The 23,050-nt window shown below is 71.7% G+C and carries 20 protein-coding genes and 1 pseudogene; 16 read left to right on the top strand and 5 right to left on the bottom strand.

Annotated features, from left to right (window positions below):
• Positions 1 to 41 precede the first annotated feature (41 nt).
• Positions 42 to 899, top strand: a complete 858-nt coding sequence (map, locus tag A4U64_RS13145) for a type I methionyl aminopeptidase (RefSeq protein ID WP_065922640.1) — start codon at positions 42 to 44, stop codon at positions 897 to 899.
• A 48-nt stretch (positions 900 to 947) separates the two neighbouring features.
• Positions 948 to 1,514 (top strand): alpha/beta fold hydrolase, encoded by a 567-nt coding sequence (locus A4U64_RS13140; RefSeq protein ID WP_029543250.1) that lies wholly within the window; start codon positions 948 to 950, stop codon positions 1,512 to 1,514.
• Between the two features lie 66 nt (positions 1,515 to 1,580).
• Here A4U64_RS13140 and mtr read toward each other — a convergent pair whose 3' ends face one another.
• Together mtr and A4U64_RS13130 are read right to left on the bottom strand one after the other, a co-directional pair.
• A complete protein-coding gene (gene mtr, locus A4U64_RS13135) occupies positions 1,581 to 2,954 on the bottom strand; it encodes a mycothione reductase (protein ID WP_029543253.1) in 1,374 nt (457 codons plus the stop codon).
• A gap of 31 nt (positions 2,955 to 2,985) precedes the next feature.
• The gene (locus tag A4U64_RS13130) at positions 2,986 to 3,993 is read right to left on the bottom strand and encodes an alpha/beta hydrolase (RefSeq protein ID WP_029543255.1); all 1,008 of its coding nucleotides are present in this window, start codon (positions 3,991 to 3,993) and stop codon (positions 2,986 to 2,988) included.
• A 291-nt stretch (positions 3,994 to 4,284) separates the two neighbouring features.
• Here A4U64_RS13130 and mqo point away from each other — a divergent pair, with 291 nt between their 5' ends.
• From mqo to A4U64_RS13105, 5 genes are all read left to right on the top strand, one after another.
• On the top strand, positions 4,285 to 5,757 hold the full coding sequence (gene mqo / locus A4U64_RS13125; protein ID WP_230304552.1) for a malate dehydrogenase (quinone): 1,473 nt from the start codon (positions 4,285 to 4,287) through the stop codon (positions 5,755 to 5,757).
• 135 nt (positions 5,758 to 5,892) lie between these two features.
• On the top strand, positions 5,893 to 7,575 hold the full coding sequence (locus tag A4U64_RS13120; protein WP_082120233.1) for a long-chain-fatty-acid--CoA ligase: 1,683 nt from the start codon (positions 5,893 to 5,895) through the stop codon (positions 7,573 to 7,575).
• A 142-nt stretch (positions 7,576 to 7,717) separates the two neighbouring features.
• Positions 7,718 to 8,974 (top strand): uroporphyrinogen-III C-methyltransferase, encoded by a 1,257-nt coding sequence (gene cobA, locus A4U64_RS13115; protein WP_373566473.1) that lies wholly within the window; start codon positions 7,718 to 7,720, stop codon positions 8,972 to 8,974.
• An 11-nt stretch (positions 8,975 to 8,985) separates the two neighbouring features.
• On the top strand, positions 8,986 to 10,467 hold the full coding sequence (locus tag A4U64_RS13110) for an MFS transporter (RefSeq protein WP_050035096.1): 1,482 nt from the start codon (positions 8,986 to 8,988) through the stop codon (positions 10,465 to 10,467).
• Positions 10,468 to 10,527: 60 nt separating this feature from the next.
• Positions 10,528 to 11,679, top strand: a complete 1,152-nt coding sequence (locus A4U64_RS13105) for an FUSC family protein (RefSeq protein WP_050035097.1) — start codon at positions 10,528 to 10,530, stop codon at positions 11,677 to 11,679.
• Here the strand turns inward: A4U64_RS13105 and yaaA are convergent.
• Positions 11,650 to 12,393 (bottom strand): peroxide stress protein YaaA, encoded by a 744-nt coding sequence (gene yaaA / locus A4U64_RS13100; RefSeq protein WP_029543262.1) that lies wholly within the window; start codon positions 12,391 to 12,393, stop codon positions 11,650 to 11,652. The two genes, A4U64_RS13105 and yaaA, sit on opposite strands and share 30 nt — an antisense overlap.
• A gap of 53 nt (positions 12,394 to 12,446) precedes the next feature.
• Here yaaA and A4U64_RS13095 point away from each other — a divergent pair, with 53 nt between their 5' ends.
• Positions 12,447 to 14,180, top strand: a complete 1,734-nt coding sequence (locus A4U64_RS13095; RefSeq protein ID WP_006937413.1) for a proline--tRNA ligase — start codon at positions 12,447 to 12,449, stop codon at positions 14,178 to 14,180.
• 59 nt (positions 14,181 to 14,239) lie between these two features.
• The gene (locus A4U64_RS13090; RefSeq protein ID WP_065922639.1) at positions 14,240 to 14,896 is read left to right on the top strand and encodes an O-methyltransferase; all 657 of its coding nucleotides are present in this window, start codon (positions 14,240 to 14,242) and stop codon (positions 14,894 to 14,896) included.
• Positions 14,897 to 14,950: 54 nt separating this feature from the next.
• Here A4U64_RS13090 and A4U64_RS13085 read toward each other — a convergent pair whose 3' ends face one another.
• Both A4U64_RS13085 and A4U64_RS13080 read right to left on the bottom strand, forming a co-directional pair.
• Positions 14,951 to 15,397, bottom strand: a complete 447-nt coding sequence (locus A4U64_RS13085; protein WP_006937411.1) for a ferritin-like domain-containing protein — start codon at positions 15,395 to 15,397, stop codon at positions 14,951 to 14,953.
• Positions 15,394 to 15,906, bottom strand: a complete 513-nt coding sequence (locus A4U64_RS13080) for a conserved transmembrane alanine RICH protein (protein ID WP_065922638.1) — start codon at positions 15,904 to 15,906, stop codon at positions 15,394 to 15,396. Before A4U64_RS13080 ends, A4U64_RS13085 begins: the two co-directional genes overlap by 4 nt.
• Positions 15,907 to 16,070: 164 nt before the next feature.
• Here A4U64_RS13080 and rimP point away from each other — a divergent pair, with 164 nt between their 5' ends.
• The 7 genes and pseudogenes from rimP (at position 16,071) to A4U64_RS13050 (ending at position 23,048) form a co-directional block, all read left to right on the top strand.
• Positions 16,071 to 16,679: a ribosome maturation factor RimP gene (gene rimP / locus A4U64_RS13075; protein WP_006937409.1), complete on the top strand. Its 609-nt coding sequence runs from the start codon at positions 16,071 to 16,073 to the stop codon at positions 16,677 to 16,679.
• A complete protein-coding gene (nusA, locus tag A4U64_RS13070; protein WP_006937408.1) occupies positions 16,676 to 17,704 on the top strand; it encodes a transcription termination factor NusA in 1,029 nt (342 codons plus the stop codon). The genes rimP and nusA overlap by 4 nt, the downstream gene beginning before the upstream one ends.
• A 44-nt stretch (positions 17,705 to 17,748) precedes the next feature.
• A complete protein-coding gene (locus A4U64_RS27735) occupies positions 17,749 to 18,069 on the top strand; it encodes a YlxR family protein (RefSeq protein ID WP_080688557.1) in 321 nt (106 codons plus the stop codon).
• A 150-nt stretch (positions 18,070 to 18,219) separates the two neighbouring features.
• A pseudogene (gene infB, locus A4U64_RS29225) lies at positions 18,220 to 21,142 on the top strand (translation initiation factor IF-2).
• A 105-nt stretch (positions 21,143 to 21,247) separates the two neighbouring features.
• On the top strand, positions 21,248 to 21,538 hold the full coding sequence (locus tag A4U64_RS13060; protein WP_029543284.1) for a DUF503 domain-containing protein: 291 nt from the start codon (positions 21,248 to 21,250) through the stop codon (positions 21,536 to 21,538).
• Between the two features lie 60 nt (positions 21,539 to 21,598).
• Positions 21,599 to 22,057 (top strand): 30S ribosome-binding factor RbfA, encoded by a 459-nt coding sequence (gene rbfA, locus A4U64_RS13055; protein ID WP_029543285.1) that lies wholly within the window; start codon positions 21,599 to 21,601, stop codon positions 22,055 to 22,057.
• A 7-nt stretch (positions 22,058 to 22,064) separates the two neighbouring features.
• On the top strand, positions 22,065 to 23,048 hold the full coding sequence (locus A4U64_RS13050; RefSeq protein WP_065922637.1) for a DHH family phosphoesterase: 984 nt from the start codon (positions 22,065 to 22,067) through the stop codon (positions 23,046 to 23,048).
• The last annotated feature ends 2 nt before the right edge of the window (positions 23,049 to 23,050 follow it).

Genomic DNA, 23,050 nt, shown 5'->3' with positions numbered 1-23,050 from the left:
GCCGCGTCGCCCCCCGCTGCGCGGGGCCTATTCTGGTGGGCATGCCTGTTCGCACCGCACTCGTCCCCGGAACCGTCTCGCCTGTCCGTGCCGTCCCCAACGGGATCGAGCGACCGGAGTACGCGTGGAAGCCGACGGCGAAGGAAGGTCACGAGCCGTGGGTGCAGACCCCGGAGACCATCGAGAAGATGCGGGTCGCCGGCCGCATCGCCGCGCAGGCACTGGCAGAGGCGGGCAAGGCCGTCTCGCCGGGCGTGACCACCGACGAGCTGGACCGCATCGCCCACGAGTACATGTGCGACCACGGCGCGTACCCGTCCACGCTGGGCTACAAGGGCTTCGCCAAGTCGTGCTGCACGTCGCTGAACGAGGTGATCTGCCACGGCATTCCGGATTCGACGGTGATCGAGGACGGGGACATCGTCAACATCGACGTCACCGCCTACATCGGGGGAGTGCACGGCGACACCAACGCCACGTTCCTGGCGGGGAACGTCTCCGAGGAGCACCGCCTGCTGGTCGAGCGGACCCGTGAGGCGACGATGCGGGCGATCAAGGCCGTCAAGCCGGGCCGGGCGCTCAACGTCGTCGGCCGGGTCATCGAGGCCTACGCGAACCGGTTCGGGTACGGGGTGGTGCGCGACTTCACCGGTCACGGCATCGGCGAGACGTTCCACAACGGGCTGGTGATCCTGCACTACGACCAGCCGTCCGTCGACACCGTGCTCGAACCGGGAATGGTGTTCACGATCGAGCCGATGATCAACCTCGGCACGGTGGACTACGAGATCTGGGACGACGGCTGGACCGTGGTCACCAAGGACCGCAAGTGGACCGCCCAGTTCGAGCACACCATCGTGGTCACCGACACCGGGGCGGAAATCCTCACGCTGCCGTGACTCGGCCGGGTGCCGGCGGCGGCGCCGTGTCGCGTACCGTGCTTCGGCATGGAACCGACTGACGTGGCGATCCCGGCCGGCACCTTCACCGTTCGCATCGACGGCCCCGAGAGCCGGCACGCGGTGCTGTTGCTGCCCGGCGCCGGGGAATCCGCCGACGTCTACGACGCGGTGTGCGAGCGGCTGCACCATTCGGATCTACGCACGTTCGTGCCCGAGACCATCGAGGGTCTCGACGTCGCGGGCGTGCACGCCCTGCTCGACGCCCTGAAGCTGCCGTGGGTGCACCTCGTCGGCAGCGGCGCCGGGGCGGAGCTGGCGTGGGCCGTCGCGTCGGGCCGGTTCGGCCGGTTCGCCAGCCTCGTCGTCGCCGACCGGGGCCATCCGGCGGTGCCGGACGCCGAGGGCGTCGTGCGGGACGCGAACGCCGCCCCCGCCGAGGTGCCCACCACCGTGCTCGTGGGCAGCGCGGCGCGGCGCGCGGAGGCCGACGCCTCGATGCGGTACGTCCTGTCGGAGTTCCGCGTCGTCGAGCTGAGCGGGGTGGGCAACATCCCGGCCGAGGCGCCGGCGGAGCTGGCCAGCGCGATCGCCCTGCGCACCGGCAGCTGGTAGCAGCGGGCGGCTTCGCCGCCGGTGTGTCCTTCGGGAGGCCGGAACCGCCCGAAGGACGCACGCGGCCTACAGACCCAGCAGCGCGTTCTCGACCAGTTCCGGCAGGGCCGGGTGGATCCAGTACTGGCCGGTGGCCGTCTCCCGCGCGGTGAGACCGAAGCTCATCGCCTGGATCAGCGGCTGGATCACCGACGACGCCTGGGCGCCCAGGATGTGCGCGCCGAGCAGCTTGCCCGTGGCGCGGTCGGCGATCACCTTGCAGAAGCCCTCGGTGTCCTCCATCGCCCAGCCGTAGGCGACGTCGCCGTAGTACTGGATCTTCACCGCGACGTCGTAGCCCTGGGCGCGGGCCTGCTCCTCGGTCAGCCCGACCGTCGCGATCTGCGGGTCGGTGAACACCGCGGACGGCACGAAACGGTGGTCCGAGCGGCGCAGCGCGGAGGTGTCCCCGCCCCACGCGTCGTGGAGCAGGTTGTGCTGCACGACCCGGGCCTCGTGGTTCGCGACGTGCTTGAGCTGGTGCGACGACGAGACGTCACCGAGCGCGAAGACCCCGCGCGCGGTGGTCCGCTGGAACTCGTCCACGACGATCCGGCCGTCCTCGTGCAGCGCGATCCCGCCGGCGGCGGCGTCCAGTGCGTCCCCGTTGGGCGTGCGTCCCACCGCGACGAGCAGCGCGTCGCCGCTGACGGTGGTGCCGTCGGCCAGGTCCACCTCGACGCCGTCGCCGACGGCGCGGAAGGCGGTCGCGGGGTTGGACAGGTGCACGTCCCACCGGTCGGTGGCCAGACCGGTGAAGTGCTCGGCGAGGTCGTGGTCGAGGTGCCGCAGCAGCCGACCGGTGCGGGCCAGCACCGACACCCGGGTGCCGAGGGCGGAGAAGACGTGGGCGAACTCCATCGCGATGAACCCGGAGCCGAGGATCACGAGCGACTCGGGCAACTTCGGCAGCCGCATGATGTCGTCGTTGGTGTAGTAACGCACCCCGCCGTCGAGTACCTCCTGCGGGATCACGGGCCGCGCGCCCGCCGCGACGACGACCTGGTCGGCGGTGATGATCTCCCCGGTGCCGGTGTCGAGGGTGCGCTCGCCGACGAACCGGGCGTGCCCGCGGTGGACGGTGACGTTCGCGCAGTCCTCCGTGCGGTAGCGCTCTCCGCCTGCCGCGATCGGGTCGATCCGGCCGAACACGCGGTCGACGATGTCGTTCCACCGGACCCCGTCGACCGTCGCGTCCACCCCGTACTTCGCGGCCTTGCGCACGGTCTGCGCGACCTCCGCCGCGTAGACGTACATCTTGGTGGGGATGCAGCCGACGTTGAGGCAGGTGCCGCCGAAGGTGCCCTGCTCGAGGATGGCCACCTTCTTGCCGTCGTATCGCTCGTCGACGATCGAGTTTCCGGATCCGGTGCCGATGATGGCCAGGTCGTAGTGGCTCACTGTTCTCCCGTAGTCAGGTTCGCGCGGACGGTCACAGGGTTCTGCTGTGACCGTCCAACCAGTCCAGCCACAGATCCAATTCCCGGAATGCCACCTCGAGGACCTCCGGTGTGGAGAGGAACACATCGTGGCGGGCACCGGTGATCGGGACGATCGTCGTGCGGTCGCCCAGGCACCCGGCCCAGCGGGCGATCTGCTTGACGTCGAGGACCGCGTCGGCGGTGTCCACCGCGGGGTCGTACGCCGGGGCCCAGCGCGTGTCCTTCGACCGCAGTATCAGCGACGGGACCCCGACGTCGAGGCCGCGGTGCAGCCGCGCGTGGCCGCGACGGACCGCGCGGAGCCAGCCGAACGTGACGGGGAACCCGGCCAGCGGCTTCCAGTCCAGGTCGTACTCCCACTGGCCGTTGGCGTTCCTGTGCAGGCTCATCCCGTAGGTGTCCAGGCTCTGCCCCGGGATGACGGCTCGGCTGCGGACCCGGCCGACGGTGTCGACGGCGACGGTGCCGAGGCTGCGCAGGATCGAGGGCCCCTGCAGGTCGAACCACGGGCTGTTGAGGATCAGGCCCTGGATCCCGGCGCCGCCTGTGCCGCCGGGCCGGCGGTTCAGCCGGTCGAGCCACAGCGGCAGGACCAGCCCGCCGGTGGAATGCGCCACGAGGAGGATGCCGCCGCCGACCTCGCTGCGGACGACCCGCAGCGCCTCCTCGAGCTCGGCGTCGTAGTAGGTCAGGTCGGTGACGAAGTGCGGCGTCTGCTCCGGTTGCCGGGAGCGGCCGCACTTGCGCAGGTCCAGGGCGAAGAAGCGGTACCCCTGGGCCGCGAAGTGCTCGGCGAGGTGCTGCTGGAAGAAGTAGTCGGTGAATCCGTGCACGTAGATCACGGCACGGTCCGGGGCGGACTCGCCGCCGGGGTAGACGGACGGCTGATAGCGGACGAGGGTGGCGGTGACCTCGCCCTCGCCGTCCGGATCGGGGCCGAGAGGCAGCGTGAGCTGCTCGTATCCGTCGCCGAGGATATCGGGCATCCAAGTAGTCACGATCACACTGTATTGGTCACTACGCGGACCTGTCGTGGGGGCACAATTGGGTGAAGACAAACGCCGGACAACGCGCGGGTAACCTGTTCGTCGCAGTCGGCGCGGCCGCGACGTCGCCGGGATCCGCGAGTGCAGCGAGACCCGGCCGACGAGCACGGACGTGCACGGGACACTCACGCGGAGCAGTGCGGAACGCAACGGCGCGTGCGAACAGACAAGGAAGTCGATCCTCCAGTGTCAGAGAACGTGGTAGAGGCCAAGACCGATGTAGTGCTCGTGGGTGCGGGCATCATGAGCGCGACGCTCGGCGCAATCCTGCGCCGGCTGCAGCCCGACTGGTCCATCACCGCCTTCGAGCGGCTCGACGCCGCCGCGGCGGAGAGCAGCGATCCCTGGAACAACGCAGGCACCGGTCACTCGGCGCTGTGCGAGCTGAACTACACGCCCGCCAAGCCGGGCGGTGGCGTGGACATCACCAAGGCGATCAACGTCAACGAGCAGTTCCAGGTCTCGCGCCAGTTCTGGGCGTTCGCGGTGGACAACGGCATCCTCACCGATCCCAAGAACTTCATCAATCCCGTTCCGCACGTCAGCTTCGTCCACGGCGCCGACAACGTGAAGTACCTGCGTGCCCGCTACGACGCGCTGGCCGGGCACCCGCTCTTCGCCGGCATGGAGTACTCGGAGAGCCCCGAGTACTTCTCCGAGCGGTTGCCGCTGATGGCGCAGGGCCGTGACTTCTCCGAGCCCATCGCGCTGAACTGGACCCAGGACGGCACCGACGTCGACTTCGGTGCCCTCACCAAGCAGCTGCTCAACAACGTCGCCGCGTCGGGCGGCACCGTGCACTTCGGCCACGACGTGACCGACCTGGACAAGCAGTCCGACGGCAGCTGGATCGTCAAGGTCCGCAACCGCCGCACCGGCCAGGCCCGCAAGGTGCATGCCCGGTTCGTGTTCGTCGGTGCCGGCGGCGGAGCGCTGCACCTGCTGCAGAAGTCGGGTATCGCGGAGGCCAAGGGCTTCGGCGGTTTCCCCGTCTCCGGCCAGTTCCTGCGCTGCACCAACCCGGAGCTGATCGCCATGCACAGCGCGAAGGTGTACGGCAAGGCGGCCGTGGGTGCGCCGCCGATGTCGGTCCCGCACCTCGACACCCGCGTGATCGGCGGCAAGCAGGGCCTGCTGTTCGGCCCGTACGCCGGCTGGTCCCCGAAGTTCCTCAAGAACGGCAAGCTCACCGACCTGCCCGGCTCGGTCAAGCCCAACAACCTGCTGTCGATGATCGGCGTCGGCCTTACCGAGATGGGTCTGACCAAGTACCTGATCGGTGAGCTGATGCAGTCGCCGCGCGACCGCATCGGCACCCTCGGCGAGTTCGTGCCGCGGGCCCGCATGGCGGACTGGGAGCTCATCACCGCCGGTCAGCGGGTGCAGGTGATCCGCCGCAAGGGTGCGGGTGGAGTGCTCGAGTTCGGCACCGCTGTGGTCAATGCCGGCGACGGTACGATCGCCGGTCTGCTCGGCGCGTCCCCCGGCGCCTCGACCGCCGTTCCGGCGATGCTCGACGTCCTCGAGCGCTGCTTCCCCGACCGGTGGACGGCGTGGCAGGACACCCTCAAGGAGATGGTGCCGTCCCTCGGGGTCAAGCTCTCGGACGATACCGCGCTGTTCGACAAGGTCTGGCGCTGGGGCACCAAGTCCCTGCAGCTCGATGTCGCCTCCGCGGTGGAGGCCACCGCCCCGGCGGAGCCGGCGACGGTCTGACCGCCCGTCCTCCGATGCGGCCTGCGAGGGTCTCGGCCGGGTCCGGCCCTCGCGGGCCGCGCCGTCCGCCGGAACGCCGTGGCGCCCGCGCCCCGGCGGGATACCCTGATCCCAGTCGCTGAGAGGGGCGGGGCTGTGGGCACCGGTATGGAACGGATCTGGCTCGACAGCTACGCCGAGGGGGTGCCGTCGGACATCGCACCCCCCGAGCACTCGCTGGTCGACATGCTGGAGGCGTCGGTCGCTCGGTTCGGGCCACGTCCGGCGCTCGAGTTCTTCGGCGCGGAACTGACCTATTCGCAACTCGGCGACCGGGTGCACCGTGCCGCGGAGGGGCTGCGACGGCTCGGCGTGCGCCCCGGCGACCGGGTGGCGCTCGTCCTGCCGAACTGTCCGGAGCACGTGATCGCGTTCTATGCGGTCCTGCGGATCGGCGGCGTGGTGGTCGAGCACAATCCGCTCTACACCGGCGAGGAGATGGCCCACCAGTTCGCGGATCACGGCGCCACGGTGGCGATCGCCTGGGACAAGGTCTGTCCGCTGCTGCAGCGGATCGCCGGGGACACGGCCGTCGAGCACATCGTGGCGGTGAACATCACTCGTTCGATGCCGTGGTCCAAGCGGCTCGCGCTCACCCTCCCCGTCCCGAGAGCGCGCACGTTGCGGGACGCGCTGACGGGGCCGGCGCCGGGAACGATTCCGTGGCAGCGGTTGCTGGCCGACGGACCCCTCGACCCGGAGCATCCGCGCCCCTCCGTCGGCGATCTGGCGGTCGTCCAGTACACGAGCGGCACCACCGGCACCCCGAAGGGCGCGATGCTCACGCACTCGAACCTCGGCGCCAACGCCGCGCAGGGCCGCGCCTGGGTGCCGGGGCTGGTCGACGGCGCAGAGGTCGTCTACGCGGTGCTGCCGATGTTCCACGCCTACGGGCTCACCCTGTGTGTGACCTTCGCGATGAGCATCGGCGCCCGTCTGGTGCTGTTCCCCAAGTTCGACGTGGATCTGGTGCTCGCCGCCGCGAAGAAGCACCCACCCACGTTCATGCCCGCGGTGCCGCCGATCTACGAGCGCCTCGCCCGCGCGGCCCGGGAGCGGTCGGTGGATCTGACGTCGGCGCGCTGGTCGATTTCCGGGGCGATGCCCTTGCCGACGGAGACACTGGAACTGTGGGAGGCGGTCACCGGGGGCGTGCTGGTCGAGGGGTACGGGCTGACCGAGACGTCGCCGGTCGCGGTCGGCAATCCCATCGGACTCGCCCGCCGGCCCGGTGCCGTCGGAGTTCCCTTCCCGAGCACCGAGATCCGGGTGGTCGATCCGGCCGACCCTGAGCGCGACGTCGAACCCGGGCAGCGGGGAGAGCTGCTGATCCGCGGACCGCAGGTGTTCTCCGGATACTGGAACAAGCCCGAACAGACGGCGGAGGCGCTGCTCGACGGCGGCTGGTTCCGGACCGGTGACATCGTCCAGGTCGACCGCGACGGATTCGTCACGGTCGTGGACCGGATCAAGGAACTGATCATCACCGGTGGCTTCAACGTCATGCCGTCCGAGGTCGAAGCGGCGCTGCGGCTGTTCCCGGGAGTAGTCGACGCCGCCGTGGTCGGTCTGCCGACCCCTGACGGCAGCGAGGAGGTGGTGGCGGCGGTGCTGGTCTCGGGCGACGACTTCGACCCCGAGGCGGCGCGGGAGCACTGCCGTTCGCGCCTGGCCGCCTACAAGGTCCCGCGGCGTGTGGTGGTGGTGGACGACCTGCCGCGGTCCCTGATCGGGAAGGTGCTCCGCCGGCAGGTCCGCGAGTCCCTCCTCGTCGGCTGAGTCCTTCGGACGCCGTGCGTGCCGGGCCTGCGGCGTCCCTCACGATGTTCGTACGGCGGATGGCGCCGCGATCGGCCCGGCCCGTAGTGTTTGTGCGTTCCCCGCAGCGTGATGCGCGTTGCACAGTGCCGAAAGATGGGAAGTGCCGGTGTCCAGTGCTGCCGATGACGAGACCAACTACCTGGTCGGGCTCAATTTGCGGGGCCGGCGAGTAGTGGTGGTCGGGGGCGGTACCGTCGCACAGCGACGGCTCGGTCTGCTCGTGGCCGCCGGTGCCCACGTGCACGTGATCACCCGTGCGGCGACGCCCGCGGTCGAGGGCATGGCCACCGCCGGGCAGGTCACCCTGGAACTGCGCGACTACCGTGACGGGGATCTCGACGGCGCCTGGTACGCCATCGCCTGCACCGACGAACCGGACACCAACGCCGCGATCGTCGCCGAGGCCGAACGTCACCGCATCTTCTGCGTCCGGGCCGACAACGCCCGCCGCGGCACGGCCGTCACCCCGGCCACCGCCCACTACGACGGGATGACCGTCGGTGTGCTGGCCGGCGGCGACCACCGCCGCTCCGCGGCCGTGCGCACCGCGATCCGCGAGGCCCTGCAGTCCGGTGCCGTCGTCGCCGACGCCGAGCCCGCCCGCCCCGGGGTCGCGCTGGTCGGTGGCGGCCCGGGCGATCCCGACCTGATCACGGTCCGCGGGCGGCGCCTGCTGGGTCGCGCCGACGTCGTCGTCGCCGACCGGCTGGCCCCGCCGGAACTGCTCGCCGAGCTCGGCCCGCACGTCGAGGTGATCGACGCCGCCAAGATCCCCTACGGCCGGGCGATGGCGCAGGAGGCCATCAACCAGGCGCTGATCGACGGCGCCAAGGCCGGAAAGTTCGTCGTCCGGCTCAAGGGCGGCGACCCGTACGTGTTCGGCCGCGGCTACGAGGAACTCGAGGCGTGCGTCGCCGCCGGAGTGCCCGTGACCGTCGTCCCCGGCATCACCAGCGCCATCTCGGTGCCGTCCGCGGCCGGGATCCCCGTCACCCACCGCGGCGTCACTCACGAGTTCGTCGTGGTCAGCGGCCACGTGGCGCCCGACCACCCGGATTCGCTCACCGACTGGGGTGCGCTCGCCCGCCTGCGCGGCACGCTCGTGCTGCTGATGGCGGTCGAGCGGATCGAGCAGTTCGCCGCCGCCCTGCTCGAGGGCGGCCGGCCCGCGCAGACCCCGGTCACCGTGATCCAGGAGGGCACGCTGCGCACCCAGCGGGTGCTGCGCGCCGACCTGAAGACCGTCGCCGCCCGCGTCCGGGAGGAGCAGATCCGCCCGCCGGCCATCATCGTGATCGGGCCGGTGGCCGGGTTCGACATCGGGCCGGTGGCCGGGGTCGCCCCGGGCGCTCGGTAACGTTGATCCACATGGCCGAAACCTCCTCGCCCGTGAGCTACCCCGTCACCACGCGTGCGCTGGGCCTGGCGATCATCGTCCTCAGCGGTCTGCAGTTGATGGTCGTGCTCGACGGCACGGTCGCCAATCTCGCGCTGGCGCCGCTGCAGGAGGACCTCGGTCTGAGTGACGCGGGCCGCAACTGGGTGCTCACGTCGTACGCCCTGAGCTACGGGGGGCTGATGCTCCTCGGCGGACGTCTCGGCGACGCCTTCGGCCGCAAACGCATGTTCATCGCCGGCGTCGGCCTGTTCACCGTCGCGTCGCTGCTGTGCGGCCTCGCCGTCAACGAGGGCACCCTCGTCGCGGCCCGCGCGCTGCAGGGCGTCGGCGCCGCCGTGGCCTCGCCCACGGCCCTGGCGCTGGTCGCCACCACCTTCGCGCCCGGACCGGCACGCAACCAGGCGATCGCCATCTTCGCGGCCATGACGGGCGTCGGATCGATCGCGGGGCTGATCATCGGCGGCGCCCTCACCGAGGTGTCCTGGCGCTGGATCTTCCTGATCAACGTGCCGATCGGGATGCTGATCGTGAGCCTGGCGGTGGTCGCGCTGCGCGAGACCGCGGCCGAGCGGCTGCCGCTGGACGTGCCGGGCGCGGTGCTCGCCACACTCGGCTGCACCGGTCTCGTCTTCGGGCTCACCGAGGGCCCGGAGATGGGGTGGACCAGTCCTGCGGTGGTCGGCGCGCTGATCACCGGTACCGCGCTGCTCGCGGTGTTCCTCGTCGTCGAGCGCCGCGCCGAGAACCCGCTGCTGCCGTTCGTGCTGTTCCGCAACCCGGACCGGGTCGCGACGTTCGTGTCCATCTTCTTCGCCGGTGCCGTCATGTTCAGCCTCGCCGCGTTCGTCGCCCTGTTCGTGCAGGACATCCTCGGCTATTCGCCGCTGCAGGCCGGCCTGGCGTTCGTGCCCTTCGCCTTCGGCCTGGGCGCCGCCGCGGCGGTCGCGTCGAAGCTGGCGGTGCGGGTGCGGCCCCGCTGGCTGGTCGTCACCGGGGCGCTGATCATGGCGGTCAGCCTCCTGTACGGCTCGACGATGTCGCACACCGTCGCCTACCTGCCGACGCTGTTCGTCCTGGTGCTCGTCGTCGGGTTCGGGGTGGGCCTGGCCGTGGTGCCGCTGCCGCTGTGCGCGATCGCCGGCGTCGGCTCGCACGAGATCGGCCCGCTCGCGGCGATCGCCCAGGTGGCGCAGACCCTCGGCGGCCCGATCGGCCTGGCCGTGATCGGCGCGATGGCCACGTCGCGGACCCTGTCGCTGGGCGGCACGTCCGGCGCCGTCGCCGACATGGATCCCGGCCAGCTCTACGCGCTGGGGGAGGGCTACCTCTTCGCCCTCGTCGGCTGTGCGGTGTGCGCCGTGATCGCGGGTGCCGCGGCGCTGTTCATCCGCTTCACCCCCGAGCAGGTGGCGCAGGCCCAGGTGGCGGAGAAGGCGGCGCAGGGCGCGTAGCCCCGTACCGGCCCTGCCGCCGAGGTGTGCCCGGCCCCAGCGGCGGGGTAGCCGACGGACATGTTGTCGACCATCACCGAGTGGATGCGGTTCCCGGCGACGTGGACCGCACGCGCGGTACGCGTGCGCGGGCACGAGCGGTACGTCGCCGCGCAGGCGCTGAAGTCGGCCCTCGCGGCGGTCCTCGCGTGGCTCGTCGCCGCCGAGTGGCTGACGCTGCCGCAGGCCTTCCTCGCCCCCTACGTCGCAGTGTTCCTCGTCGAGACCACGGTGTTCCGGTCCCTCCGGCAGGCGGTGGTGCAGATCGGAACGGTCGTCGCCGGCGTGCTGCTCGCGGCAACGGCGGAATGGCTGGTGCCGGGGCAGACGGCGGCGATCGGCGTCGTGGTGCTCGTCGGCTGGTTCGTCGGCCGCTGGCGGCGGTTCGGTTCGAACGGGATCTGGGTGGCGATCACCGCGTTGCTGGTGATCGCGACGGGCGCCGCCGGCAGCCCCGTGATGCTGGGGGAGCGGCTGCTCGAGACGGCGATCGGGGCAGCGTGCGGACTCGTGGTGACCGCGGCGCTGTTCCCGCCGGTCTACCCGGTCGGGGACGAACTCGGGGTACTCGCCCGTGAGGCCCGATCCCTGCTGTGTGACATGGCCGCCGGGCTGGGCCACGAGGCGGGTCCGGGGCCCGGGGGCTGGGTGCGTCGCACGGGGGAGATCGACCGGATGGTGGACCGCGCGGCGGAGTCGTCGCAGTGGGCACGAGAGAGTGTGCGGCTCAATCCGCGCCCGATCGCGGCCCGGGTCCGGGATCAGGCCTCGGCCTCCGACGACGTCCTCGACCGGCTGTGGTACGCCGTGCCGGCGCTCCGCGAACTCGCCCGCGTGGCGGAGGCGGCGTCGGACGGCGTTCTCGACGGGGCGGACGACGCGGCGCGCTGCTCGGTGCCTGCTCTCCTGACAGCCCTGGCCGAGCTCGTGGACCGGATCGGGGACACCGCTGCCGACCCCGTCCGATTCGCCGAACCCGTCCGATTCGACGACGCCTGCGGCGAGTGCGCCGACCGGCTGGCCGAACTGCAGCGATCGGCCGCCGGGTCCGCCGATCCTCGGGTGGCGGCCGTGCTCGGTAGCTTCTGGCACCCGGCGCACCGGTTCCTCACCGCGGTGCAGGACACCCGGCGCGTGCCGCAGTCAGGTCAGGATCACCAGTTCGGTGGCTGACGCCACCTCGACCCGCAGGCCCGCCCGGGCCGCGACGCGGGCGGCACCGTCGACGTCGGCCGGCTCCGCGCGGGTCAGTACGAGCGCGCGGGCCAGCAGGCCCTTGTGGTGCTTGTTGAAGTGACTGACCACCTTGCGGCTCCCGTCGGGCTGCTCGGTGAGCACGGTCGCGGTGACCGCGCCGGGGACGGGCCCGAGCTGCCGGTACACCCCCGACCGCAGGTCCACCACGAGCTGCCCGGCGGCCTCGGCGGCCAGGGCGCCGCTCAGCTCCGGCCGCCACAGCGACGCGAGGGTCCCGACGCCGGGCAGCTTCGATCCGCCCGACAGGCGATAGGCCGGGATGGGATCGCCCGCGCGCACCGCGCCGAACAGGGCCGATCCGATCGCGAGTCGCCGGTGGGCCTTCTCCCGCTGCGCCCGGGTGAACGAGCCGGCGTCGAGGGCGTCGAACAGCACCCCGGTGTAGCGCGCGAGAGCCGGCCGGGTGGGCGAGACCCACAGCTTGGCGTTGCGTTCGATCTCGTCCGCCTGCGTGGGACCCAGGCCCAGGGCGAGGCTCGACGCCTCCGGATCCGCGGCCAGGTCGACGAGCGCCTGCACCAGCTCCTCGCGGGTCGCGGTCAGTTGCGGCATCGACAGCTCGCCCAGGTCGAGGGGCGCACCGTCGCCGCCGTCGGACTTGGTTTCGGAGGGAGGCAGAAGCACCAGCACAAGCGGTAACCGTACCGAGGTCGGTTCCGGGGCGGCAGGTAGGCTGCTCTCCCGTGATCACCCGCATGTCGCACCTGTTTCTCCGCACCCTCCGCGACGACCCGGCCGACGCCGAGGTCGCCAGCCACAAGCTGCTCGTGCGCGCCGGCTACGTCCGCCGCATCGCCCCGGGGGTGTACTCGTGGCTGCCGCTGGGTCTGCGGGTACTGCGGCAGGTCGAGCGTGTCGTGCGCGAGGAGATGAACGCGATCGGTGGGCAGGAGATCTCGCTGCCGGCGCTGCTGCCGCGCGACCCCTACGAGACCACGAACCGGTGGACCGAGTACGGCGACGGGTTGTTCCGGCTCCAGGACCGCAAGGGCGCCGACTACCTGCTCGGCCCCACCCACGAGGAGATGTTCGCGCTCACCGTCAAGGGTGAATACAACTCGTACAAGGATTTTCCGGTCACCCTGTACCAGATCCAGACGAAGTACCGCGACGAGGAACGTCCCCGTGCCGGCATCCTCCGCGGCCGCGAGTTCGTGATGAAGGACTCCTACAGCTTCGACCTCACCGACGAGGGCCTGGCCGAGTCGTACCGGGCGCATCGTGACGCCTACGAGCGGATCTTCGCCCGACTCGGCGTGAAGTACGTGATCGTCTCCGCGACGTCGGGCGCCATGGGCGGCAGCGCGTCGGAGGAATTCCTCGCCGAGAGCGACGCCGGCGAGGACACGTACGTGCGCTGCCTCGAGTCGGGCTACGCCGCGAACGTCGAGGCCGTCGAGACCCTGGCCCCCGAGCCGGTTCCGTTCGACGGGCTGCCCGAGGCGGTGGTGCACGACACCCCGGACACCCCGACCATCGACACTCTCGTCGAGTGGGCCAACGGTGCGCTCGACCGCCCGGTGACCGCCGCCGACACCCTCAAGAACATCCTCGTCAAGACGCGGCGACCCGGCGGGGAGTGGGAACTGCTCGGCATCGGCATCCCCGGCGACCGGGAGGTCGACGACAAGCGGCTCGGCGCGTCGCTCGAGCCGGCCGAGTACGAGCTGCTCACGGACGCCGACTTCGCGGCCAACCCGTTCCTCGTCAAGGGGTATATCGGTCCGAAAGCGTTGCTCGACAACGGAGTTCGTTACCTCGTCGATCCGCGTGTCGGAAACGGCACGTCGTGGATCACCGGCGCCGACGAGCCCGGCAGGCACGTCGTCGGACTCGTCGCCGGGCGCGACTTCACCCCGGACGGGACCATCGAGGCCGCCGAGGTGCGCGACGGTGACCCGTCCCCGGACGGTGCGGGCCCGCTCGTGTCGGCGCGCGGCATCGAGATCGGCCACGTGTTCCAGCTCGGCCGCAAGTACACCGACGCCTTCGCCGTCGACGTGCTCGGCGAGAACGGCAAGCCGGTGCGCCCGACCATGGGTTCCTACGGCGTCGGTGTCTCCCGGCTCGTCGCCGTGATCGCCGAGCAGCAGCACGACGACAAGGGCCTGCGGTGGCCCGCCGAGGTCGCCCCGTTCGGGGTGCACCTGGTGATCGCGAACAAGGACGAGGCGGCCCGGGAGGGTGCCGAGAATCTGGCCGCCGAGCTCGACAAGGCGGGCGTCGAGGTGCTGCTCGACGATCGCAAGGCCTCGCCCGGCGTGAAGTTCAAGGACTCCGAGCTGCTCGGCGTGCCGCTGGTCGTCGTCGTCGGCCGCGGCTGGGCCGACGGCAAGGTCGAGCTGCGCGACCGGTTCAGCGGCGAGTCCCGCGAGGTGCCGGCCGATGCGGCCCTGAAGGAGATCCTCGGCGCGTAGTAGCACCCCCGTTGGCCCTCGGGATCGCGTGCGGGCCACCGGGGCACCACACTGATGCCATGGACGACTGGGAGCGCACCGACGCCTACCTGACCGACACCCTGATCGGGGCCGACCCTCAGCTCGAGGACGCGCTCGCGGCGAACGCCGCGGCGGGCCTGCCGCCGATCGACGTCGCACCCGTGCAGGGCAAGTTCCTGCATCTGCTGGCGCGGATCCGCGGTGCGCGGCGCATCCTCGAGATCGGCACGCTCGGCGGGTACTCCACCATCTGGCTCGCGCGGGCCGTCGGCGACGACGGGCGCGTGGTCACCCTCGAGTACGAGCCCCGGCACGCCGAGGTCGCGCGCGCCAACCTCGATCGCGCCGGCGTGGGGGAGCGGGTCGACATCCGGGTGGGCGCCGCCCTCGACACCCTGCCGTCCCTCGAGGGCGGGGCCCCGTTCGACCTGGTGTTCGTCGATGCGGACAAGGAGAACAACCCGCACTACGTGCGGTGGGCGCTGCGGCTCGGCCGCCCCGGCACCGTCATCGTCGTCGACAACGTGATCCGCGGCGGTTCGGTCACCAACGCCGATCTCGACGACGAGCGGGTGCGCGGCGCCCGAGAGGTGCTGGAACTCATGGCCACCGACCCCCGGCTCGACGCGACCGCGCTGCAGACCGTCGGCGCAAAGGGCTGGGACGGCTTCGCGATAGCGGTCGTGACCGACTGAGCATTTCGCCCGCGGCGGTCGGCGCGAGCGGATGCCGCGGCGTCCCGGTCGAGGTCAGGGCTGCCCGGGCAGCGCGACGGACGGCGGGACGACCCCGAGGTTCGCGCGCCACCGGGCCGCCCGCATCGCGGACTCGGTGAGCGCCTCGATCGCCGCCCCGCGGGTGTGCTCGCTGCGTGCCCGCTCGACGACGGAGCGCCACGCCACCGCGACATCGGTCTCGATCTGCACCGCCAACTGTGCGGCGGAAACCGCGTCGGTCACCGGGAAGGGCGTCGTGTACCCGGCGGCCGCGGTGGGCGGGGTGACGGCGGCGGCCCGCAGCGCGTCCGTGGTGGCGTCGCGCCGGGCCCGGTGGGCGGCGGTGTCCGCCGACACCTCGGCCGCGCGGGCGGGATTGGAGAACGCGGCGACGATGCCGTAGCCGAACACCGCGGCGTACTCGGCGTTCAACGCGTCCACGAGGGCCTGCTGCTCGACGCCCAGCGACTGTGAACTCACGGCAGCAGCACCCCCTTGTGCACGGCGCACGCGGCGCTGATCGAGGCGAGCATGCCCGCCCGGTAGCCCTGCAGGGTGCGGGCCAGGTCCGCGGCGGCCCGCTGGGAGCCGTTCAGTCGCTCGCGCAGCAGGTCGAGGGTGGGTGGATCCGCGGCCGGGGCCACGGTCGTCGTCGTGGTGGTCGACGCCGTGGTGGTCGACGCCGGGTCGGCCCCGGCGAGCCGGGCCACCTCGGCGTCGAGGACCTGGGCGTGGGTCGTGCGCTCGGCGCCGACGGCATTCAGGGCGCCCGCCCGGTCGGGGAGCAGCGCGACGAGCAGACCGGCGGTCGCGGCGTCGACGCGCGCCCGCTCGGCCTGGGCGATCAGGGGATCGACCTCCCCGGCGCCGTCGTCCGTGCCGGCGCCGCACCCGGCGACGGCGAGCGCACCGACGCCGCCGAGCGCGGCGCCGGACCAGCGCAGCACGGTGCGTCGGGACACGGGTGGTGAGGATGCGGGCGTCGGCACCGCACCATCGTGCCAGCCCGGTCCGGGCGGATCCGACGGTGGTCGGGCCGCGGGGGGTTGGTCACGGGAGCGCCGGATGCGCGATACCCTTGAATACCTGCCGGTCCGCTCGTGCGCCGGCATGACGTCCGCTGCGATCACAACTGAACGAGGAGCCTGTCGCGATGCCGGTGCCGCCCCCGGAGAGAATTGCCGAACTCGTCTCCGGCCCGATCGAGCGCGAGGGATACGACCTCGAGGACGTGGTGATCACGTCTGCGGGCAAGCACAGCACGGTGCGGCTGTTCGTCGACAGCGACGCCGGGTTGAGCCTCGACGAGGCCGCCCGCCTGAGCACCCTGGTCTCCGAGGCGTTCGACGCCGTCTCCGATTTCGGCGAGTCGCCCTACGTGCTCGAGGTGACCAGCCCCGGCATCGGCCGCCCGCTCACCCGCGAGCGGCACTGGCGCCGGTCCCAGGCCCGCAAGGCCCGGATCGAACTGGACGACGAGACGATCGTCGGCCGCATCGGCGAGCTCGTCGGGGACGAGGTCCGGATCGTCGTTCCCGGCCGCAGCGGGCCCTCGGTGCGGGCGATCCCGCTCGCGGAGGTGCGCCGCGCCGTCGTCGAGGTGGAGTTCAACGCGCCGAATCCGCGCGAACTCGAGCTCGCGGGCGGCCTGCCGGACGGCCGGGTGCGTGCCGGCGAGATCGCCGAGGGCGACGGCGACGACCCGGACGACGAGAGCGGCACGGACTACAACGGCACGGACGAAGTGAAGGTGGACAAGTGAATATCGACATCGCAGCCCTGAAGGTCCTCGAGGCCGACAAGAACATCCCGTTCGATGCGCTGATCGAGACGATCCAGACGGCCCTGCTCACGGCCTACCGGCATACCGACGGGCACCAGCCGCACGCGAGTGTCGACGTGGACCGCCGGACCGGTGCCGTGCGGGTGATGGCGCAGGAGTTCGACGCGGACGGCAACCTCGTCTCCGAGTGGGACGACACCCCGGAGGGCTTCGGTCGCATCGCGGCGACCACCGCCCGCCAGGTGATCATGCAGCGCATCCGCGATGCCGAGCACGAGCAGCGGTTCGGGGAGTTCGCGACACACGAGGGCGAGGTCGTCGCCGGTGTGGTCCAGCGCGACACCCGCGCCAACGCCCGCGGCATGGTCGTGGTGAAGATCGGCGCCGAGACCACCGGCACCGAAGGGCTGATCCCGCCGGCCGAGCAGGTGCCCGGCGAGACGTACGAGCACGGCGACCGGATCCGGTGCTACGTCGTCGGGGTGTCGCGGGGGCAGCGCGGCCCGCAGATCACCCTGTCGCGGACGCACCCCAACCTGGTGCGCAAGCTCTTCGCCCTCGAGGTGCCGGAGATCGCGGACGGGTCGGTGGAGATCGTCGCCGTCGCGCGGGAGGCCGGCCATCGCTCCAAGATCGCCGTCCACTCGCGGGTGCCGGGATTGAACGCCAAGGGCGCGTGCATCGGCCCGATGGGGCAGCGGGTGCGCAACGTCATGCGCGAACTCGGTGACGAGAAGATCGACATCATCGACTTCGACGAGGATCCGGCGAAGTTCGTCGGTAACGCGCTGTCCCCCTCGAAGGTGGTATCCGTCACAGTCGTCGACCCCGACGCGCGCGCCGCGCGGGTCGTCGTTCCCGACTACCAGCTGTCCCTCGCGATCGGCAAGGAAGGGCAGAATGCCCGGCTGGCCGCGCGGCTGACCGGGTGGCGGATCGACATCCGCAGCGATGCCGCGGCCGGCGGTCCGGCGTCGGCGGGATCGCCCGCGACAGGCAGATAGGCGTGGAATGCACGGTTCCGGCCCGATCAGCGGTAGAGTGGTCGATGGCTCAGCATGAGCTGCCCTCGGTCGACCGAGAGCGCACCGGTCCGGTGCGCACCTGTGTCGGGTGTCGGCAGCGGGTGCTGGCTGCCGATCTGCTGAGGGTTGTGGCGCGGGCGACGGAGCCGTCAGGCTTCGTGCTGGTGCCGGACCCGGGGCGGAGGATGCCCGGTCGGGGCGCGTGGATGCACCCCGATCCGGAATGCCTCGGTCAGGCGGAACGGCGTCGAGCATTCGGCAGAGCGCTGCGGGTGTCGGGAACAATCGACCCGTCTGCGCTTGTTCAGCTGGTCGGGGTCCGGAACGAGGAGGACTCGGCGTAGCGATACGCGCCGGACCGGGGACACCAACTCTGAGAAGAACAGGTACAAGCACTCATGAGCACACCGTGAAGCACCAGCGATGAACGTCCATCGGAGATAACCCGAGGTCGTGCGGGCACCAGCCGCTCGACCTCATCAGTGAGGAGAGCAGTGGCAGGCAAGGCCCGTGTACACGAGTTGGCCAAGGAACTCGGTGTCACCAGTAAGGAACTTCTCGCCCGTTTGAAGGAACAGGGCGAATTCGTGAAGTCGGCGTCCTCGACGGTCGAGCCGCCGGTCGCGCGTCGACTGCGCGAATCTTTCGCGAAGGCGAACGGCGACGGCGCAGCTCCGTCGGCGGCAGCCCCCAAGCCCGGGGCGCCGCGCCCCGGTCCCCGTCCGGCAGCGCCCGCCCAGGCCGCGCCGGCACCCGCCCCGGCCCCGAAGTCCGAGGCCGCAACCCCCGCGCCGAGTCCGGCTCCGGCTTCGCGCCCCGCCGCACCCGGCCCCAAGCCCGGCGCTCCGCGCCCGGCTGCCCCGAAGCCGGCCACCCCGCAGGCTCCGGCCGCGCAGGCCGCGCCGCAGGCTCCGGCCCGCAGGCTCCGGCCCCGCAGGCTCCGGCTCCGCAGGCTCCGAGCGCCGGCCCCAAGCCGGGCGGTCCCCGTCCCGGCCCGAAGCCGCGCGCGTCGGCAACAATCCGTACTCGTCCGCACCCGCGGAGCGGCCCGCGCCGCGTCCGGGCGCGCCGCGTCCGGTTCCCGGTCAGGGTCGCCCCGCGGCCGGTCCCGGCGGTGCCCGTCCGGCTCCCGGTCAGGGTCGCCCCGCAGCCGGTCCCGGCGGTGCCCGTCCGGCTCCCGGTCAGGGTCGCCCCGCGGCCGGTCCCGGCGGTCCCCGTCCGGCTCCCGGCCAGGGCGGTCCCCGGCCGTCCCCCGGCTCGATGCCCCCGCGTCCGAACCCGGCCGCGATGCCGCAGCGTGCTGCGCGTCCCGGCCCGACCGGTCGTCCCGGCCGTCCCGGCGCGCCCGGCGGACGTCCGGCCGGCGCTGGTGGCGGCGGCGGTTACCGCGGTGGCGGTGGCGGTGCTCCCGGCGCCGGTGCCGGTGCCGGTGCCGCCGGTGGTTTCCGCGGTCGTCCCGGTGGCGGTGGCGGTGGCGCCGGCCGTGGTGGCCGCGGCGGAACCGCGGGTGCCTTCGGTCGTCCCGGTGGCGCTCCGCGCCGTGGCCGCAAGTCGAAGCGGCAGAAGCGGCAGGAATACGATTCGATGCAGGCACCGTCGGTCGGTGGTGTGCGGCTGCCGCGCGGCAACGGCGAGACCATCCGTCTCGCCCGTGGCGCGTCGCTGTCCGACTTCGCGGAGAAGATCGACGCGAACCCGTCGGCCCTGGTCCAGGCGCTGTTCAACCTCGGTGAGATGGTCACGGCCACTCAGTCGGTGAACGACGAGACCCTCGAGCTGCTCGGCTCGGAGATGAACTACAACGTTCAGGTCGTCAGCCCCGAGGACGAGGACCGCGAGCTGCTCGAGTCGTTCGACATCACCTACGGCGAGGACGAGGGCACCGAGGAAGACCTCGTGCAGCGTCCGCCGGTGGTGACCGTCATGGGTCACGTCGACCACGGCAAGACCCGCCTGCTCGACACGATCCGCAAGGCCAACGTCCGCGAGGGCGAGGCCGGCGGCATCACCCAGCACATCGGCGCCTACCAGGTGATGACCCACCTCAACGGCGAAGACCGGCTGATCACCTTCATCGACACCCCGGGTCACGAGGCGTTCACCGCCATGCGTGCCCGCGGCGCGAAGTCGACCGACATCGCGATCCTCGTGGTCGCGGCCGACGACGGCGTCATGCCGCAGACGGTGGAGGCGATCAACCACGCGCAGGCTGCGGACGTGCCGATCGTGGTCGCGGTGAACAAGATCGACAAGGAGGGTGCGAACCCCCAGAAGATCCGCCAGCAGCTCACCGAGTACGGACTGGTCACCGAGGAGTACGGCGGCGACACCATGTTCGTCGACATCTCGGCGAAGCAGGGCCTGAACATCGACCAGCTGCTCGAGGCCGTGCTGCTCACCGCGGACGCGTCCCTCGACCTGCGGGCCAACCCGGACATGGAGGCGCAGGGCGTCGCGATCGAGGCGCACCTCGACCGCGGCCGCGGCCCCGTGGCCACCGTCCTGGTCCAGCGCGGCACGCTGCGCGTGGGCGACTCGATCGTCGCGGGCGACGCGTACGGCCGTGTCCGCCGAATGGTGGACGAGCACGGCGACGACGTCCTCGAGGCGTTCCCCTCGCGTCCGGTCCAGGTCATCGGCTTCACGTCGGTGCCCGGCGCCGGTGACAACCTCGTCGTCGTCGAGGAGGACCGCATCGCACGGCAGATCGCGGACCGCCGCAATGCGCGCAAGCGCAACGCGCTGGCCGCCAAGAGCCGCAAGCGGATCAGCCTCGAGGACCTCGATGCCGCGCTCAAGGAGCACAACGAGCTCAACCTCATCCTCAAGGGCGACAACGCCGGTACGGTCGAAGCCCTCGAGGAGGCCCTCATGGGCATCGAGGTCGGCGACGAGGTGCGCCTGCGGGTCATCGACCGCGGTGTCGGTGGTGTCACCGAGACCAACGTCAACCTGGCCGCCGCGTCGAACGCCGTGATCATCGGCTTCAACGTCCGCGCCGAGGGCAAGGCCACCGAGCTCGCCAACCGCGAGGGCGTCGACATCCGCTACTACTCGATCATCTACCAGGCGATCGACGAGGTGGAGAAGGCCCTCAAGGGCATGCTCAAGCCGATCTACGAGGAGGTCGAGCTCGGCCGCGCCGAGATCCGGGCGATCTTCAAGTCGTCCAAGGTCGGCAACATCGCGGGCTGCATGGTCCAGTCGGGTGTCGTCAAGCGCAACGCGAAGGCCCGTCTGCTCCGCGACAACAACGTGGTCGCCGAGACGGTCACCATCTCGTCGCTGCGGCGCGAGAAGGACGATGTGACCGAGGTGCGGGAAGGCTTCGAGTGCGGTCTGACGGTCACCTACTCCGACATCAAGATCGGTGACGTGATCGAGGCGTACGAGCTGCGCGAGAAGCCGCGCGACTGACGCAGCCGGACACAACCGACGGCCTCGTCGGCGGCGGTGGGCGAGATGATCGCCCGCCGCCGTCGGCGTGCCGGAGGACCGGCACCGGACGACACCGGAGGGTGGATGTATCTCGGGGCACTGGAACTGGACGTCCTGCTCGGTGACGTGCGCTCGCTCAAGCAGAAGCGGTCCGTGATCCGGCCCGTCCTCGCCGAGCTGCGGCGGATGGCGGTCAGCGCCGCCGAGACCGGCGACCAGGACCTCTACCGTCGCGCCGAGATCGGCGTGGCGGTGGCCGCATCGGCGGTGCCCTATCTCAACGAGGTGCTCGACACGTGCGAGCGGCTCGTCGCCGGCCGCCCGGAGTTGCAGCTGCTCTCCGTGCGGCGAAGAATTTTCGGTCCGGAGGACTGACCGGACCGGTGGAACAAACATGTGGTCGCCGCCGGCGGCCGGGGAGAGGAACCGACTGACATGGCCGATCCAGCACGGGCACGTCGACTGGCCAAGCGCATCGCCACGATCGTCGCCACGGCCATCGATCACGAGATCAAGGATCCGCGGCTGGCGTTCGTCACCGTGACCGATGCGAAGGTCACCGCAGATCTGCACGACGCCACCGTCTACTACACGGTCCGCGGCGAGGACCTGGACACCGAACCCGACCTGGCCGCGGCCGCCGCAGGCCTGGAGAAGGCCAAGGGCGTGCTGCGCTCGAAGGTCGGGGCGGGCACCGGGGTGCGGTTCACCCCCACCCTGACCTTCGTCACCGACACCGTGCCGGACACCGCCCGGCACATGGAGGAACTCCTCGAACGGGCACGGGCCGCCGACGAGGAACTCGCCAAGGCCCGCGAGGGCGCCGCTCCCGCCGGCGAGCCGGATCCCTACAAGGAACCACGGGTGCGTCCCGACGACGGTGACGACCTGTAGCGCACCGATGGCCGAGTCGATCCAGGCCGCCACGGCGGTCGATCTGCGCGACGCCGTCGCGCTCCTCGGGGACGCCACCTCGGTGACGATCCTCTGCCACGTCCAGCCCGACGCCGACACCTTCGCCAGCGGCCTGGCACTCGGCACGGTGCTCGAGCGGCGCGGCATTCCGGTGCAGGTGGCGTTCGCGTCGCCGACCGCCGTCCCGGCGTCGATGCGCGACCTGCCCGGCGGGCACCTGCGGGTGCCCGCCGGGCAGGTGCGCCGCGAGGTCGACCTGCTCGTCACCGTGGACTGCGGCACGGCCGGCCGGCTCGGGCATCTCGCGGACCGGCTGGCAGGCGCGAAGCACACCCTGGTGATCGACCACCACCGCTCCAACACCCGGTTCGGCACCCACAATCTGATCGACGAGGCCGCCGAATCCACCACCGCCGTGCTCGCCGAGCTGTTCGACGAGTGGGGCGTGGAGATCGACGCGGACCTCGCCCACTGCCTGTACGCGGGGCTGGTCACCGACACCGGCTCGTTCCGGTGGGGACGCGCCGGGGGACACCGTCTGGCCGAGCGCCTGCTGGCCACCGGCATCGACGGGGCCGCCATCACGCGACGGCTCCTCGACACGCACCCCTTCGGGTGGCTGCCGATGCTGTCGCGGGTGCTCGCGTCGGCGACGCTCGTTCCCGACGCCGCCGGCGGACGCGGACTCGTCCACGCGACGGTGCTGCGCGCCGATTCGGCGCACCTCGGCGCCGAGGAGGTCGAAAGCGTCATCGACATCGTCCGGACCACCGCCGAAGCGGAGGTCGCCGCCGTGTTCAAGGAGTGCGGCCCGGACGTGTGGACGGTATCGCTGCGCTCGAAGAACGCCGTCGACGTCTCCGTCGCCGCCACCGCCCTCGGCGGAGGTGGGCATCGGTTCGCATCCGGATACACCGCGTACGGCGACCGCGACCGGGTCGTCACGGCGCTGCGCGCGGCCCTGGACTGACG

This window comes from Rhodococcus sp. WB1, from assembly GCF_001700945.1.
In the GTDB taxonomy this organism is placed as follows: domain Bacteria; phylum Actinomycetota; class Actinomycetes; order Mycobacteriales; family Mycobacteriaceae; genus Rhodococcus; species Rhodococcus aetherivorans.
This window is presented reverse-complemented; position numbering and strand designations above follow the sequence as displayed.

Bases quoted from the DNA above. Each gene is read 5' to 3' on its own strand.
- map (WP_065922640.1), top strand. From the start codon at position 42: ATGCCTGTTCGCACCGCACTCGTCCCCGGAACCGTCTCGCCTGTCCGT.
- A4U64_RS13140 (WP_029543250.1), top strand. From the start codon at position 948: ATGGAACCGACTGACGTGGCGATCCCGGCCGGCACCTTCACCGTTCGC.
- mqo (WP_230304552.1), top strand. From the start codon at position 4,285: ATGAGCGCGACGCTCGGCGCAATCCTGCGCCGGCTGCAGCCCGACTGG.
- A4U64_RS13110 (WP_050035096.1), top strand. From the start codon at position 8,986: ATGGCCGAAACCTCCTCGCCCGTGAGCTACCCCGTCACCACGCGTGCG.
- A4U64_RS13105 (WP_050035097.1), top strand. From the start codon at position 10,528: ATGTTGTCGACCATCACCGAGTGGATGCGGTTCCCGGCGACGTGGACC.
- A4U64_RS13090 (WP_065922639.1), top strand. From the start codon at position 14,240: ATGGACGACTGGGAGCGCACCGACGCCTACCTGACCGACACCCTGATC.
- rimP (WP_006937409.1), top strand. From the start codon at position 16,071: ATGCCGGTGCCGCCCCCGGAGAGAATTGCCGAACTCGTCTCCGGCCCG.
- A4U64_RS27735 (WP_080688557.1), top strand. From the start codon at position 17,749: ATGGCTCAGCATGAGCTGCCCTCGGTCGACCGAGAGCGCACCGGTCCG.
- A4U64_RS13060 (WP_029543284.1), top strand. From the start codon at position 21,248: ATGTATCTCGGGGCACTGGAACTGGACGTCCTGCTCGGTGACGTGCGC.
- rbfA (WP_029543285.1), top strand. From the start codon at position 21,599: ATGGCCGATCCAGCACGGGCACGTCGACTGGCCAAGCGCATCGCCACG.
- A4U64_RS13050 (WP_065922637.1), top strand. From the start codon at position 22,065: ATGGCCGAGTCGATCCAGGCCGCCACGGCGGTCGATCTGCGCGACGCC.